15 protein-coding genes and 1 riboswitch are annotated in these 15,211 nt (G+C 57.4%); of the genes, 3 read left to right on the top strand and 12 right to left on the bottom strand.

Annotated elements, in window-relative coordinates; genetic code table 11:
* The first annotated feature begins 189 nt into the window (after positions 1-189).
* Genes SELSP_RS01365 through SELSP_RS01360 form a run of 3 tightly spaced genes read left to right on the top strand, consistent with a single transcriptional unit; the run spans position 190 to position 3,377 of the window.
* Positions 190-1,668 (top strand): class I adenylate-forming enzyme family protein, encoded by a 1,479-nt coding sequence (locus SELSP_RS01365; protein ID WP_006193805.1) that lies wholly within the window; start codon positions 190-192, stop codon positions 1,666-1,668.
* Between the two features lie 18 nt (positions 1,669-1,686).
* Positions 1,687-2,166 carry a hypothetical protein gene (locus SELSP_RS12145; protein WP_006193806.1) on the top strand — a complete coding sequence of 160 codons (480 nt, stop codon included), beginning with the start codon at positions 1,687-1,689 and terminating at the stop codon, positions 2,164-2,166.
* Positions 2,167-2,195: 29 nt separating this feature from the next.
* Positions 2,196-3,377: a multidrug effflux MFS transporter gene (locus SELSP_RS01360; RefSeq protein WP_013740538.1), complete on the top strand. Its 1,182-nt coding sequence runs from the start codon at positions 2,196-2,198 to the stop codon at positions 3,375-3,377.
* Positions 3,378-3,396: 19 nt separating this feature from the next.
* Here the strand turns inward: SELSP_RS01360 and SELSP_RS01355 are convergent, their stop codons facing one another.
* The 12 genes from SELSP_RS01355 to SELSP_RS01305 form a co-directional block, all read right to left on the bottom strand.
* Positions 3,397-4,707: a dicarboxylate/amino acid:cation symporter gene (locus SELSP_RS01355; protein WP_006193808.1), complete on the bottom strand. Its 1,311-nt coding sequence runs from the start codon at positions 4,705-4,707 to the stop codon at positions 3,397-3,399.
* Positions 4,708-4,975: 268 nt separating this feature from the next.
* A complete protein-coding gene (locus SELSP_RS01350) occupies positions 4,976-6,028 on the bottom strand; it encodes a FecCD family ABC transporter permease (protein ID WP_006193809.1) in 1,053 nt (350 codons plus the stop codon).
* Entirely contained in the window at positions 6,025-7,038 is a 1,014-nt protein-coding gene (locus SELSP_RS01345; protein WP_232362389.1) for an ABC transporter substrate-binding protein, read from the bottom strand. The genes SELSP_RS01350 and SELSP_RS01345 overlap by 4 nt, the downstream gene beginning before the upstream one ends.
* Before the next feature lie 53 nt (positions 7,039-7,091).
* A complete protein-coding gene (locus SELSP_RS01340) occupies positions 7,092-9,257 on the bottom strand; it encodes a TonB-dependent siderophore receptor (RefSeq protein ID WP_006193811.1) in 2,166 nt (721 codons plus the stop codon).
* 122 nt (positions 9,258-9,379) lie between these two features.
* Positions 9,380-9,555: riboswitch (cobalamin riboswitch) on the bottom strand.
* Positions 9,556-9,755: 200 nt separating this feature from the next.
* Positions 9,756-10,049, bottom strand: a complete 294-nt coding sequence (locus tag SELSP_RS01335; protein ID WP_006193813.1) for a helix-turn-helix domain-containing protein — start codon at positions 10,047-10,049, stop codon at positions 9,756-9,758.
* A complete protein-coding gene (locus SELSP_RS01330; protein WP_006193814.1) occupies positions 10,046-10,405 on the bottom strand; it encodes a type II toxin-antitoxin system RelE/ParE family toxin in 360 nt (119 codons plus the stop codon). Before SELSP_RS01330 ends, SELSP_RS01335 begins: the two co-directional genes overlap by 4 nt.
* A gap of 92 nt (positions 10,406-10,497) precedes the next feature.
* A complete protein-coding gene (locus tag SELSP_RS01325) occupies positions 10,498-11,001 on the bottom strand; it encodes a nitroreductase family protein (protein WP_006193815.1) in 504 nt (167 codons plus the stop codon).
* A gap of 60 nt (positions 11,002-11,061) precedes the next feature.
* Positions 11,062-11,214, bottom strand: coding sequence for a HepT-like ribonuclease domain-containing protein (locus tag SELSP_RS12060; protein WP_006193816.1), 153 nt, complete (start codon positions 11,212-11,214; stop codon positions 11,062-11,064).
* Positions 11,204-11,509, bottom strand: a complete 306-nt coding sequence (locus SELSP_RS01320) for a nucleotidyltransferase family protein (RefSeq protein WP_006193817.1) — start codon at positions 11,507-11,509, stop codon at positions 11,204-11,206. The genes SELSP_RS12060 and SELSP_RS01320 overlap by 11 nt, the downstream gene beginning before the upstream one ends.
* Position 11,510: 1 nt before the next feature.
* Positions 11,511-12,263 carry a DUF6339 family protein gene (locus SELSP_RS01315; RefSeq protein ID WP_006193818.1) on the bottom strand — a complete coding sequence of 251 codons (753 nt, stop codon included), beginning with the start codon at positions 12,261-12,263 and terminating at the stop codon, positions 11,511-11,513.
* Positions 12,254-13,120, bottom strand: coding sequence for a hypothetical protein (locus tag SELSP_RS01310; protein WP_013740537.1), 867 nt, complete (start codon positions 13,118-13,120; stop codon positions 12,254-12,256). The genes SELSP_RS01315 and SELSP_RS01310 overlap by 10 nt, the downstream gene beginning before the upstream one ends.
* Complete coding sequence (locus SELSP_RS01305; RefSeq protein WP_006193820.1) at positions 13,068-14,900, bottom strand: hypothetical protein; 1,833 nt, start codon at positions 14,898-14,900, stop codon at positions 13,068-13,070. Before SELSP_RS01305 ends, SELSP_RS01310 begins: the two co-directional genes overlap by 53 nt.
* Positions 14,901-15,211: the final 311 nt, after the last annotated feature.

Genomic DNA, 15,211 nt, shown 5'->3' with positions numbered 1-15,211 from the left:
GCACCCCTTGATACAGGCATAAACCTCCACTATCCAAGGCATAGCTTAATACTATCTTAAATTTAGCATCGAACGCCGTTTTTGTCAATCCATACAATGATAATTTCAGTTGACTTATAGACCTTTAGGCCTTAAAATTCAGCTATGAGCAATGTTTTTTTCAGAGATAAGAGATAAAGGATGTGTTCCATGCTACTGCACGAAATCTTGCAAAACGGGCGCGGCGAAGACATCGCCGTCATCGACCGCGGTCGCCGCATCACTTACGACGAACTGCGCGAAGCCCTGAGAGCCTCGCGCGACCGCTTCTACGCCGCCGGAATCCGTGCGCACGATCGCGTCGCGCTCTTTTCCCATAACCGCGTCGAACTCCTTGTCGCCTACCTCGCTGTGAACTCGCTCGGCGCTGTCGCCGTCCCGCTCAACTACCAGCTCAGCGTGCGCGAAGTCGCCTACATCATCAAGGACGCGGGCGTGCGTCACCTCGTGACGGAAAAGGAGCTGCCCCTCGAATCCCACCTCGGACAGCAGGGATACGGCGGCGAGCTTTGTCAGCTGCCCCTCCTCGACGTCATGAAGCCCGCGAGCGCCATGCCCGCGCCGAAACTCTCGAACATCTTCTCAGAGGAAAATCCCTGCGTCATCATCTACACCTCGGGCACGACCGGCGCCCCCAAGGGTGCCGTGCTCAGTCACCGAAACCAGTGCACGAACGCGCATCAGGTCATGGAGCATCACGCCATCACGCCGAACGACCGCGTGCTCTGCGTGCTGCCGATGTACCACTGCTTCGCCTGGACGTGCTCCGTCCTCGCGACGCTCACAGCCGGCGGCACGATCGTCATCGTCAACGGCTTCATGCCCAAGGAGACGATCCGCGCCATCCGCGACGAGAAGGTCACCATCATGTATGCCGTGCCTTCCGTCTGCGCCATCCTCACGCGTCAGGCAGAGGCGGAAGACCTCAAGAGCCTTCGTCTGACGGGCATCGGCGGCACGGCGCTGCCGCAGGAAATCGCCGCCGCCTACCGCGAAAAGTTCGGACTCACGATCTACGAGGTCTATGGACTCTCCGAGGCCTCTCCCGTCGTCACGATGGACTCGCCGCGTCACTACCGCCCCGGCTCCATCGGCGTCCCCTTGAAGGGTCTTGAAGTCATCATCGCCAACACCGACGGCACGGAGCTTCCGTGCGGCATGACGGGCGAGCTTCTCGTCAAGGGGCCGACCGTCATGAAGGGGTACTGGCATCAGGACGAGGCGACGGCTCGTGCGCTCAAGGACGGCTGGCTGTATACGGGTGACATCGCGCGCATGGATGAGGACGGCTTCGTCTACATCGTCGACCGCATCAAGGACATGATCATCAGCATGGGCGAGAACGTCTACCCGCGCGAGATTGAAGAACTCGTCTACTCCTTCCCCGGCATCGAGGACGCCGCCGTCATCGCCATTCCCGATCCTCTGCGCGGGCAAGCGGGCGCCTGCTACTACACGGTCAAGAAGAACGAAGAGGTCGATATGCGCACCTTGAAGAAGTTCCTGCAGAAAAATCTCGCCGTCTACAAGGTACCGCGCGAGTTCTGCCAGATTCCTGAAATGCCGCGCACCTCGACGGGCAAGATTGCCAAGCGCGAGATCGCACGCCTCTATCGCGAGGACAAGTGAGGCGCACACAAAAAGAAAATGCCGCGCAAGGCGGCAAGCGAGGAAGGGTCGGGGCTTTCCCGTCCCTTCTTTCTATTTACGATCCTGCACGGACAAAAAAAAGACGCCGCAGAACGCGGCGCAAATGAAGGGATGAGGTCTTGGACGGGACGCCCTCCCCAAGGGTACCAAGAGCGGCTTGATCCGCGCCGTGTGCATCGTGCTTCTCCTGTAAGGGAGACGCGGGCTGCTGAAAGCCATCGATTTGTACGAATGTACTGCACGCTGTGCGAGGTCAGTTCCAATCCTCGGCTCCACCCGATTGTTGTCCCCTATGGCGGAGGACATCCCTTGGGCTTCCGTCTTATCCCGATTTTTCGAAAGTCCGACGGAGCCTCTCTTCTTGCTTTTAATTATACTCTAGGACAATGGTTTAGTCAAGAGATAAAGCCAACGATTTCTAATTTTTTCAATCCGACGACCCTCGAACTGGAAAACCCTGTTCCCTCTGTATTTTAATGGAATATCTGCTAGAAAGAAGTGTACTTATGAAAATGACAAAACGCCGCCGCATAAGCCTGACTATTTTTCTAGGCATAATGTCGGCTATGGCACCGCTGGCGACCGACATGTACCTGCCTGCTCTGCCCGAGCTTTCAGCAGAATTTTCCGCCTCAACCTCGGCGACGCAGCTGACCTTGACGATGACGCTGTTCGGCATGGCCATCGGGCAGGTCTTCCTCGGGCCTTTGAGCGATATGTACGGGCGCAAACGACCGCTCTTTGCGGGCATGGTCGCCTTCGCTATCGTCTCGGCGGGCTGCTTCTATGCAAGCTCCATCGAACCTTTTCTCGCACTGCGCTTTCTGCAGGGATTTGCGGGCGCGAGCGGCATCGTCATCGCGCGTGCCATCGCGCGTGACGTAGCCGAGGGTGTCGAACTCACGCGCTTCTTGTCCATCCTCATGCTCGTGAACGGACTCGCGCCGATCCTCGCTCCCGTCGCCGGCGGACAGCTCCTCGTCTTCTCCTCGTGGCGCATCGTCTTCGCCGTGCTCGCCGCTATCGGCGTCCTCCTCGCCGTATGGACGCTCAAGACGCGCGAGACGCTGGCCGAAGGGGCGCGCCAAAAGAGCATGACGGCGAGTTTCCATGCCTTTCCCACTCTCCTTCGCGACCGCTACTTTCTCGGACATTGCCTCGTGCAGTGCTTCGTCTTCGGCGCGTTCTTCTCCTACATCGCCGGCTCTTCCTTCGTCTTTCAGAACATCTACGGCGTCTCGGCGCAAGGCTACAGCCTAATCTTCGGCGGCATCGGCACGGGACTCTTCCTCGCAGGGCTTCTGCCCGCACGCCTCGCCGGACGCATCAAGGACATCTCCATGCTCAAGGCCTCGCTCCTCGTGCCTCTCGTCTCCAGTGCGCTCCTCCTTGCCTCCCTCCTTGCGGGATTCGCCCCGCTCGCGCTCACCATCGTCCTGCTCTTCATCACCGTCGTGCCGCTCTCCGTCATGGGCACGGCGAGCTTCTCGCTCGCGCTCTCACGCCAAGGCAGGAACGCGGGCGCAGCGTCGGCGCTCATCGGCTTCTTCTCCATGGTGCTCGGCGGCGTCATGATGCCCCTCGTCGGCATCGCAGGAGACCATACGGCGATTCCCATGGCAGTTCTCATGCTCACCGGCTACACGCTCGGCGCAATCGTCTTCTACAGCAACGTTAAAAACGGCTGAGGACGCCTTCGTGCTTCCTTCAAATTTCCGCTGGGTGCGCCTCTTCGTCGTCGAGCGTTCCTTCGAGATCGTGATCCGTCATGGCACAGACGGCGGCATCGGACCAGACGTTCTCCGCCGTCTCGATCATGTCGATGATCGTGTAGATCGGCAAGATCACGCCCATCAGCCCCAGGGGCGCACCGAGCGAGGACATCAAGGAGAGCGTCAGGAAGTAGCAGCCCATGGGCACGCCCGCATTGCCGACAGCAGCGAGGACGGCGACGAAGAGCCAAGTGACCATCGTGCCGAGCGTAATCTCGAAGCCCGCATTCTGCATGACGAAGAGCGAGGTCACGAGGATAAAAGCCGCGCAGCCGTTCATGTTAATCGTCGTGCAAATCGGCAGGACGAAGCGCGAAACGGTCGGATTCACCTTGAGATTCTTTTCCGCCGAAGCCAACGTCACGGGCAGGGTGCCTGCCGAGCTCTTCGTGAAGAGCGCCACGGCGACGGCCGGTGCCATCTTGCGGAAGACATGGAGCGGATTGAGGCCGCGCACGAGGAGGAAGAGCGGCAGGATGATGAAAAACTGGATGAGGTTGCCGCCGAGGACGACAGCCGTGTACTTGCCGAGCGCACCGACGATGACACCGGCCTCGATCTGTGCCGAGAGCTGCGCGGCAAAGGCGAGAATGCCGACGGGCAGAACGTATAGCAGTGCACGGATCAGCGTGAAGAGAAGCTCCTGTGCGCCATGGAGCGCCTTCAACAGCACGGTACGATTTTCCGTCTTTGGCATGAAGGCGAGCGCTAACCCGACAGATGCCGCAATCAGCATGACGGAGAGCACGTTGCCCGAGAGGAACGGCTGCAGCAAATTGTTCGGAATGACCGAAAGGATGTGGTCATAGTAGGAAAGCGTCCCAAGCTTCTGCGGCACATCGGCTGCACCCGCACCGATGACCTCGGCGGGCAAGTTGCCCGGCGCGATCCACACATAGAGTGCAAGTCCGACCGTCGCCGCCGAAATGGTCGTCAACAGTGTATAAGTGACAGCATGAGCAAAGATGCGCCCCGTATCCTTCTTCGCGCCAAGCGCCGCAAGTGTCGTGATGACAGCGAGAGCGATGGTCGGCACGGCGATGAACTGAAAGAGGCGCGTGAACACCGTCGCAACGAAATCAAACAGTTCGTTCAAAGGCCCGACGTTCAGCCAACCAAGGCCGGCACCGACAATGAGCGCGAGAAACCACAGGACAAACTGCCTGCCCTGTCCGCTTTGGCGGCTCTTCGCAATCGCCGCCTGCGCCGTCTCCTCGACGGCCGCATGATTCTTTTCTTCCGACATGATACCCCTTCTTTCTGCATGGCAGGAAGCTTCCCACCACGTCGACGAACCAATCGCCGCTTCCTCAGAAGTAGGCGGTTGATAATTCATATAAAATCAGTATGGTTTATATTATACGAATCTCCGCCTGCACTGTCAAGGGGCACGACAAGAAATCTTACAAAATCCTCGAAAGCGCAGAAAAGACGGGCTATCATACGAAGCTTTTTCCGCTCCGTATGACAGCCCGTCTTTTGTCCAGAGAACAATTGCGTGCGCCGAAGCCCTCTCATTCGGCATCGCCGAAGCCGTAGCTGCGGCGCACCATCAGATAGACGAAGCACGGCGCACCGACCAGTGAGACGAGGATGCCGATCGGCAGTTCCGTTCGCGGCAGGATCGTGCGGCACAGCACATCCGCCCAGACGAGCAGGATCGCACCGGCAAAGGCGCTGGCGGGCAAAAGCCTCCTATGCTCCGCTCCCGTGAGCATGCGCATGACATGCGGGCAAATCAAGCCGACGAAGCCGATCATGCCCGCAGAATAGACGACGAAGCCCACCATCAAGGACGACAAGACAAGATAGCCATGGCGATAGCGCGTCAAATTCCTGCCTAGAGTAATGGCAGCAGCATCGCCCACAAGCATGAGGTTTAAGATCTGGCTCTGCGTCCAGAAGAACGCCGTGCCGAGCACGATGATCGGGCAGATCACCGCGAGATTCTCCCATTTGGCATTCGCCAGACTACCCATGAGCCAATAGGCGATGGTCTGCATGCCTTCACGATTGTTGGCAAAATAAACGATGAAGCTCGAAAACGCACTGCAGACAGCGCTCAGCGCCATGCCCGAGAGCAGCAATTTGACGGGGCTGGAATGCCCGCCGACGCCCGAAAGGACGAGGACGCCCATGGAGACTGCAAAAGCGCCTCCGGCGGCTGCAAGCCCGACGAAATTCTCGCCGAGGAAAGCGCCAATTCCCAGCATGATCGCCGCCGTAGCTCCGAGCGACGCTCCCGAGGAGATGCCCAAGATGTACGGATCGGCCAGCGGATTTTTCACGATTGCCTGCATGATGACGCCGCAGACGGAAAGCCCCATACCCGTCAGCATAGCGAGCACGATGCGCGGCAGGCGCAGCAGCCAGATGATGTCATAGACAGCGCTGTCGCCATAAGAGGCAAAACTCTCGCAGCCCGTGATACCATAGACGATCGAGCCGAAAGCCTCCGCAAGGGAGACGTCGACTGTGCCGACCGTGACGGCGCACAAGACGGATGCGATGAGCAGCCCGCTCAAGAGCCATGAGGAAAGACTGCTCTCCCACATTTTTTTCTTCATGCAGCGTCCCCCTCCAATGCAGCGGCCTCCTGCAATCCGTGCTTGAAACAGCGGATGCAGTCTAATACCCGCACGCCCGGGCAGCGCATGAGATAGAAGGGCACGCAGTAGATGTGCCCTTCCCGCACGGCACGCAGTCGATGAAGCGCGGGATTGGCCAGCAGCTGCTCGCGCGGCCCTTGATCGTGCGGCGACGTGGACTGGACAAATATGACATCGGGATTGAGCAGCAAAAGCTGCTCATAGCTGATGAACTCGTCCTCGCCCACCATCTGACGATCTGCGCCCAAGACCTCCGCACCAAGCTGCTCCAAGAGGTCGCCCGCGAGCGTGCGCGGCGTATAGATGGTCAGTTGGCGTGCGACGGAAGATACGACGAGGACGCGCAGCCTTTTCCCCTGCATTACGGGCGTCATCTCAGCGCGAATCTCCTGCTCGATCTCTGCCGCCCTTTCCTCGCGGTCGACGATCGTGCCGAGATCACGAATGAATCTCAGCTCGTCTTCCAACGTATGAACGTCCTTGAAGTCTGCGCCGTTCATCGTCGTCATATAGACGTTCGTGCCGCGCTTCTCCCAGAAATCGCTGCGCCCGACGCCGTTGCTCTGCCGCGTAAAGTCGAAGAGCCAGCCGACGATCAGATCGGGCTGCAGCGTCAGCATCGTTTCCACATCGGGCACTTGCTTGAGCCGCAGCGGAATCGTTTCATAAGCTGATACGTTCTCCGGCGCAAGGACATCCGTATTCGACACCCCTCCCGCGACGATGATACGGTCTGCCACTCCCAAAGCCAATAACGTCTCAATGGAATTTTGCCAAAGCGCCACGATACGCTTCGGATGCTCTGAATAGTGATAAACATGCGGTCGCAGAGCCGAATCATAATTTTCTACAGCAAACCCATCCGCCTGCAGCGCCTCCCGTTCACCGCCATAGGAGAAACCCGCTCGAATAAGCGCGAAAAGGAAAAGTGCACCGAGAAGGACGCCGCCCATATACAATCGCCTCATCACACCATCTTCTCAAAGAAAAGACCTAACGAATGAACAAACATTTCCATACATCAGAAATCGCAGCTCGCCGACAAGGAAACCGTACGCGGCATGCCCAAAGCGATAGAACTTCCTGAAGCATACCAGTAGCGCTTGTCAAACAAGTTATTGCACATCAGGGAGAACGTCACATCCTTGCTCGAAATCTTTGTCTTATAATTCAGTCCCAGATCGAAGGTGGTATAAGCAGGCACATCCAAGGGATCGCTGTGGCGAATACGCGCCTTGGCACTGTAGTTCAACCGTCCGATGACCGAGAGATCTTCCGTCGGCTTATAGACGAGCGCCGCCGTCCCTGCCCACTTCGGCAACCCCAGGACGGAATTGCCGTCCGTCTGCTCCGCCTGCAGCCAATTCAGCGCGAGGATCATATCGAGCTGCGGCGAAATCTTGCCGACGGCCGAATACTCAACGCCCAAATACTTCTGCTCCTTATCGATTTCCAAATATTTTAAGCCGCCCCGCAAAACATCGTTCGTTCCCTGCTTGCGCATATTGTAGTAACTAAGCGTCTGCAAAAGCCCCTTGCTCTGATACTTGACGCCGACCTCGTTCTGCTTCGTCTTTGCCGGCGGAATCGTCTCGCCTGCATTTGCATAGCTGGAGCCGACGACCGTCCCCTCGTCAAAGCTCTCGCTGTGATTCGCATACATCATGAATTGCGGCGTGAACTGATACGTGACGGCAACTGTCGGGCAAGTCGCGCTCGCATCGATTTCTGACGCACTGCTGCCCGCATAGTTTCTCGCGCGGATGCCGCGATGCCCGTGCAGACCGAGCGTAATGCCAAACTTATCTCCTGGCGCGGTAAATGTATCCACGACATGCCAACCAAGCATCTGCAGATTGTACTGCGTCTTCAATGTGTGCTTGGGCAACGGCGCGGGAAGTGGTGTGGAATTGGAATGATAGATATTACCGGGTGCTGGGACGTAGATATCCGAAGGATCAGAACCGTAATTCCCTATGACTTCACGCCGAAACCACATTTTGTCAAGACTCAGCACATAATCGTTCTTCCATTCGCCAAGCTTGAAATCGCCCTTGACGCCGATGCCGATATACTTCGTCTCATGCGCTACAGGCCATTGCGAATAGCCGCTACCGTACCCAGATGACCGCAAAGAGGCATAATCTCCATCCAGATTGAGCAGCGTACGACCGTAACCTTGAATCCAACTCGTATAGTTTTCCTTGTGATACCCAGCATTCAAAAATGCCTTCGCATGTTCGCTGAGCTTCTGCTCGTGGTTCAGAATGAACGTCCAATCGTTATACGTATCCTCCGCCCAATCCGGGGAGAAGTTGACCGAACCGCTGGGCGCTTTCGGCAGACTCTTGAGAGTTTTTGCTACACTCAAGCTATTTCCATCGCCGCGCTGGCGCGTATAGTCGTATCCCATAAGCAAATTCGTCGTGCTGTTCGCCGTCTTGTGATCGAGGTTCAGATAGACGCCCCACTTCCACATGCGTGCATGATCGACCGACAGTGTACCCTGCCCCTGCAGGACATTGAAGCGCATGCCCCATTCCTTGTTCTCGCCGAAGCGCTCACCGAGATCGACCGACTGCGAGACATAGCTCTTGCCGTGAAACGAGAGCTTCGCCTCGCGATCACCCTTCGCCGACGCCTTCTTGGAAATCATATCGACGACGCCGCCCGCATTTTCCTGCCAGCCCGCTGTCGTGCCGCGTACACCGAGCGCCGGTCCCGCAATCACGGTGACGCTGTCAATGAAGTTCGCCGTCATATCCTTTTGATGCGCCATGCCGGGCACACCGTTGATATACCACTTGTTGCCGTTGGAGCTGAGTCCGCGAATCGTGACATTGCTGTCCGTTGCACCTTGGCCGACGCGAACGGCGGGGCTCAAGGAAAGTGTGTCGAGAATCGTCCGATCGGGTACGCTGAACTGCTCCAAAGCTTTCTTGCCGAAGGTCATCGCTTGAAACGGCGTCTCCATGACGTCCTTCGAGCCGAGCAGGCCGATGTTTTCCCTGCGCTCGACAAGGCCGCCCGCGAGCTTCGCTCGTCCAGCCTCCACGACCGTTTCTGACAGCTCGTGCGCCGTTTCCTCCCCATCAGCCTCTGCCGCATGAACACTGCCGTGCAGACTCATGCCCGTCAATGCCCCCACGATTGCCAAAGCCAGCCAATTCTTTCTCTGCTTACCCATCCTTGAACGACTCCTTTACTTGCTTGCTACATGATTCCTTGATACAAAAAAACCTCCCCACAGCCTGCAGGGAGGACGAAGAGCATCAAAAAGACACCCTTTCCTGTCGCTCGCAAGAAGGTGTGGTTTCACAAATCAAGGCAGGTCTCCTGGCTCTGCATCATCGTCTGTTCCGCCTTCCCAGAGTTTCCTCCAGTGACATCATGGAACATCCTCCGCATCACAGTGACGGGATCGCATCGGGCTTGCACCGATTTCCCTATTAAGCTCTCGCGAGCGCCTTGACTATGTATGAACTACACGCACAAACGTCCACTTTGTGGACATTGCGCGCCGCCCTTAATGAAAGTCATCCAATCAGTCTGCGCCTTCAGCTTGACTTCTTAGACTTTCATAATAAAGCCTTTCAAAGGTGAAGCGCGTCAAACGCCTCACAGCAGGAAGTATACCTTAAGCTCTGTCTAATGTCAATATCACTTATGAAAAGATAGATCTATTTCATGCCTGCACATCCTGTTTCGGTTCAAAAGATATCTTGAGAACTAGGCCAAGACCTTCTGCGAAGCGTTGAAGCAATTTTATGGACGGATTCCTCAAACCATTTTCCATTCGGCTAAGTTCCGCTTGAGCAATGCCGGTTTTCTCCGCAACTTCCTTCTGCGTCAGATTCTGCGCGATGCGCGCCTCCACTATGGCACGGATAATGTTACGTTCCGGTTCCATCTCTTGATATACACGGGCAAACGCAGGATTCTTCATTTGCTCCCGCTTGAAATCCTGCAATGTTTTCATTCTGCACCCTCCCCAAAACGGCGAATATAATCAGCTCTTCTCTTCTTTGCTATCTCTATTTCTGCAGGCGGCGTTTTCTGCGTCTTTTTAACAAAACCGTTTGTCAAAATAATTTTTCCACCGATGTAAAAGAAGAACATTACACGTGTGATGTTGCCAGCAAAAGAGCAACGCAACTCTAAAATTCCATCATCCAAAGGCTTGGTATAAGGCTCACGCAGTTCAACACCCTTCTCCTCAAGGATTTGCATGAAGCCAAGTATCTTCGCTCGCATCTTGACGTTCAATCCAAGCAGAAATTCTTCGACAGGGCACTGACCGTCTTCCGTTTCATAAAATTGCACTTCAAAATTCATCGAGTACTCTCCAATTAACAATATGATATATATATCATATTGTCAAGACACAGTCTCATCCTTTTAATGTAGAACTATAGCCCCTCCGTCCCTCACCTCACATAATGCACCCGCTCCGCTTCAAACCTGTCTGCGTGCAGCTTTCTCTCATTCGGGTAGCCGAGGGCGAAGAGGGAGAACGCCTTGAGGTTCGCGGGCATTTCGAGGATTTCTTCCACCTTCTTCATGTTCTCCTCGTAGGGCGCGATGCCGAACCAGACGCCGCCGAGGCCGAGATACGTCGCTTCGAGCCAGATGTTCTGCTGCGCCGCTGCCATGTCGATGTGCGAGAAGCGCGGCACGGTCAGGCCTTCCGTACGGTAAGCGAGCGCTAGGAGGAGCGGTGCACCTGCCGCGCAGCCCGTATAGGGCGTGACCTTGGCGAGCGCGGCGATCTTCTCGCGGCTTTCGACGACGAAGAACTCCCACGGCCGCTGATTGCAGGCGGACGGCGCCTGCATCCCGGCGCGCAGGATGCGCTCGACCTTCTCCGGCTCGACCGGCCTCGCCTGATACTTCCTTATGCTGCGGCGCTGAAACACGACGTCATTTTCCATCGAAAAGCACTCCTTCCAACCGTTTCTCTATCTCCTCCTGCGAGAGCATGTCGACGAGCGTCAGTACACCTGCCCGCTCTCGCCAAACCGCTTCTTCATACCGTTCAATTCGCATCTCAACGCTGGCATGTCGTCAGAGACAATCTCCCAGATAAGACGCAGATTCACGCCTTCGTAGTCATGAACGATGCGATTCGTGATCTTATCGCGCATAAATCTCGATCCCCGTCTGCTTAATTTCCTCGGCAATCCGAGACTTCGGCTCGATATGGGCGACATCGAACACATCCATATCCTTATCGTCCAAAGCTTCGCGCAACTCCTCCACGAAACCCATGAATTTCAGTCCGCGCAAATCGCTGTCCACCAACAAATCCACATCGCTTTTTTGCGTTGCCGTCCCCTTGCCGTAAGAACCAAAAAGAATCGCCTGACGAATCCGATGGCTGGTAAAAACTGGCTGCAATCGCCGTTTTATTTCATCGAACGTAAAAATCCCCTCCGGCATATCAATCCCTCCGATTCTCGAACAGCGGGAAAAGCACTCCTTCCAACCGTTTCTCGATCTCCTCCTGCGCGAGCATGTCGACGAGCGTCAGCGAGGAAATTGCGTTGAGGCGCGCAAGGAGCGCCTGCAGATGCTCGCGCTTGACCTTCCTCCCACTGCGCTCGAAGCGCTCTAGGAGCGCGAGCACGGCGAAGCGCGTCTCCCTGCGGCTCATGAGGCTGCTTGAAGCGAGGAGCACGAGCTGCGAGGCGAACGCTTCTTGCGCGAGCACGGGCAGAAGCTCGAACGGATCGCGGCGGCGCTCATCGAAGACCATGTGCCCCGCCCACCACAGGCGGGCGATCGGATTCACGAAGAGCGAGCGGCGCCGTCCCTGCGCGAAGAAGAAATCGCTTCGAAGCGCAGCGGCCTTGACTTCGCCGAAATCCTTTTCCTTGCGGTAATGGATGTAGCGCCAGAAGAGCGTGTGAGAAAGCCCCGCCCAGAAGCGCTCATCCGCCGCCGTATAGGGCGCGAGCGTGCGCCATGCGCCGTAAATGCGCCGCACGTTCTCCACGTCCGTCGAGGCAAAGTCGCCCTCTGTCAGAAGCTCGACGGGCGAAAGTGCGGCAAGCTCCGTCTTTTCGAGATAGCCGCGCGCCGAAAGATGCGCGAGCATCGCCGCATTGTCCGCGCTCTGATACATCGCGGCATATTCTTCGACATGCGTCTTCATATCGTCGATGCCCGCCTGCGTCATGAAGCTCAGTTCCATGCGCCCACCTCCTCGCGCTGCGCCAGATCCTCCAACTCCTGCACGGCGCGGTTCAGCGGGTCACGCAGGAGGCGCTGGGCGACGGCAAGAGGCTCTGCGTCCTTCGCCGCGAGATCGATCTTCTCTTCTTCCAAGAGGTGCACGAGCACCCTCCGCCAGCGCGTCCTCGGCTCTTCGCCCGCACGCAGCGCACCCTGCAGCTTTTCGAGCGCCGCAGTGAGAGCCGGCTGGACGACGCACGAAAGGAACGTCGCGCTGTAGACTCCCTTCGCGTAGCGGCGATAAGCGTCGTACATGCCTTGCGGCAGGCGGGCGACGATGTAATCCGAGCCGCAGTCGACGCGAAGCGCCGCCTCGCCCGCCTCGCGCCCCAAAGGCTCGACGCGCACGATGGAAGGAAGCGTCTCACGTTCGTCATGCGCCTGCAGCAGGAATTCCGTCGTCTGATCGACGGCGAGGATATGTCCGCGTGCGAAGGAAAAGACCTGCCCTTCGTAGGCTTCATGAAAATCATCGCTCGCGTATCCCTCGATCGCCGCCTTCGCGACGACGAACGGCGTGACCTGCAGAGAGACGCGCACCTCGTCCGCCGCCAGCGTCAGATGAAACGGCGCATCGTTGAACTCAAAGAGGCGGCGATACGACGTGACGGGCGACTCGACGTGCAGCGCATAGCCCGCAAGCCCTGCACGCACGAGGTTTCGGAGCGAAGTACAGCGAAGCACGGCGCGAAATTCCAGGCGCAGTTCTTTCCCCGACGCCTTCAGCTCGGCGATGCCGTCGAACGACGACTTGCGGTAGCTGTCATTCGTCTTCGCCAGCAACGGATACGGCGCCAGACGCCCCCGGATTTTCAACGTACTTCACCTCCATCAGGCAGTAGTCACGATAGTCCATCGTATAGTCGACAAAGAGTTTCGCGCCCTTCGCGACATTCTGCAGCTCGATGACGTTCTTCTCGAACCTTGCCAATTTCGCCCTGGCTCTGCCCGAAAGCGAGGCCGCGAGCAATTTGACGGGAACATCCGTCTGCTCGCCCGCGAGAAAAAGCTCCAGGCGCACGCGCTCGGCCTTTCGCGGCGCGATGAGGCTCAAGCGATAGCGCCCCTTCTCGCGCTCGACGCAGAAAGAGCGCATGTGGAGCGGCGAGAGGCGCGACGCCGCCGCCTTCTTCTTCCGAACCTTCTCAATACAGCTTTGAAGCTCCTCCCGGCGCTTTCCCTTTCGTGCAGCAAGGGCGCGGCGCACGGCCGCATCTTCCAAGTCAGGCAGGAAATCGCCCGCGCCGAAGGCGTCGACACCGCGCTCCTCCTCCGCCATCAGCCGCTCGCGCACCTTTTCCTTCAGGTAGCGCTTGAGCCCCAGATACATCTCCTTCGCCTGCTTTTCCTCTGCCGCGTCCTGCACGACGCCCGGCTCCCACGCGTCGTGCGACGGCACCTCGATGCGGCGGAACGCCTGTCCCATCGCGTTCTCCTTGATGAGGAAGATGCCCGTAAAGTCGATGCCGCTCGGAAAGCCTTTCTGCTCGAAGAGCTTCATGCCGATGTGACGCGACATGAGGATGCGTCGGTTCAGCCCCTCGCCGCGCGTCAAAAAGAGCGTCGCCGCGCCGTCGGGAAAGCCGTACTTCGCACCGTACTCTGCAGCACGAAGCTCGATCCTCTGCGTCGCCTCGTCCTCGCCTAGAAGCATGCGCGCGTAGCGCTGGATCATGCGGTTCTCTTCATAATATTCCTTATGATGCGGACTTCCCGCCGTCTTCTCGACGGGAAGCGAATCCGCGTAAAGCCCGAGGCTCGTCTTCGTGATGCGATGATCGCCGATCTCCACCTCCAGATTGCCCAGCCATATCGCAAGAAGGAAATTGTCGAGAACGGCGCGGATCATCTCCTGCTCCAGGCCCTCGATGGGCACGAGTCCCATGACGAAGATGTCCGTGCCGCTCGTGCGCCGCCGAAAGGCAGGATCGAGCGTGAAGATGTCCAAGAGCGCCTTCTTGTTCTCGTCGCTGTAGTAGACCGTGCCCGTCGTCCAGCGCTCCTTCTCATCCTTGTAGGAGACGAGCTTCGCGACGCCCGTATACGATTCCACGCCATCCTTGTCCAACGAGGCGAAGAACGCCGTGCGAAGCTCCGAGCAGCTGTAGACGACCGCCTTGCCGATGCCGAAACTGCCACCCGCGTCATTTTCCTTCTGCACGGAAAAGCCCTGCTCCTTGACGAGTCCGCTCCAAAGCGAACCCTTCTCGCCTGCGAGCGCCCCTTCAAGCCCGCGCGTGCGAAAATCGCTGATGCGAAGGACGGCAATTCGCTCCGCCCTAAGGACGTCCGCGGCACGCTCGAAAGCCTCGCGGCACTTCTTGTCCTCACGATTGCTGAGGAAGCATCGCTCCAGGATATTCTGAAAATCCTCGCGCCCCGGAAACTTCTCGCGCGGGATGTCGAACGACTGAAAGGAAACGAGGACGGCGCCCTCGGCATCCTCTCTTCGCGCATCGAGCGAATTCTGGATCGTCTCGCGCACGAGGTAGTGCACCGTGCGTATGCCGAAGGAAACGCGCGCGAGGTCGTTGTAGCCGACAAGCTCGCCGCTGTCGTTCACCGGCGCACGCCAGCTGCCCTTCTTCCTGTCCATGAAAGGAAACAAATTTCCCACCTCATTCCTGTATGTCTCCTAGTATAGCAAAGAGACCGCCCAGTGACAATGCGTGAGGTGCATCCCAAAAATTAACAAAAGCTAAATATTGCAAAAATTTACCTGTCCCCTCTTGCATATACGAACCAATATGCTATAATAAAGGTGCGGCAGGTGGACTAAGCGTCATCCCGCCTTTAGTGCCGTACCTTACTAACCACCAGAAGGAATCATCGCGTATGGTTCCTCCTGGTGGCAATATAATCGAATCCCGCGCAGGGATTCAGGCTGCAAGGCCAACAGAAAAGAAC

It is taken from the genome of Selenomonas sputigena ATCC 35185 (genome assembly GCF_000208405.1).
GTDB lineage: Bacteria > Bacillota > Negativicutes > Selenomonadales > Selenomonadaceae > Selenomonas > Selenomonas sputigena.
The sequence above is the reverse complement of the archived record's forward strand: the minus strand, read 5'-3'. Positions and strand labels throughout refer to the sequence as shown.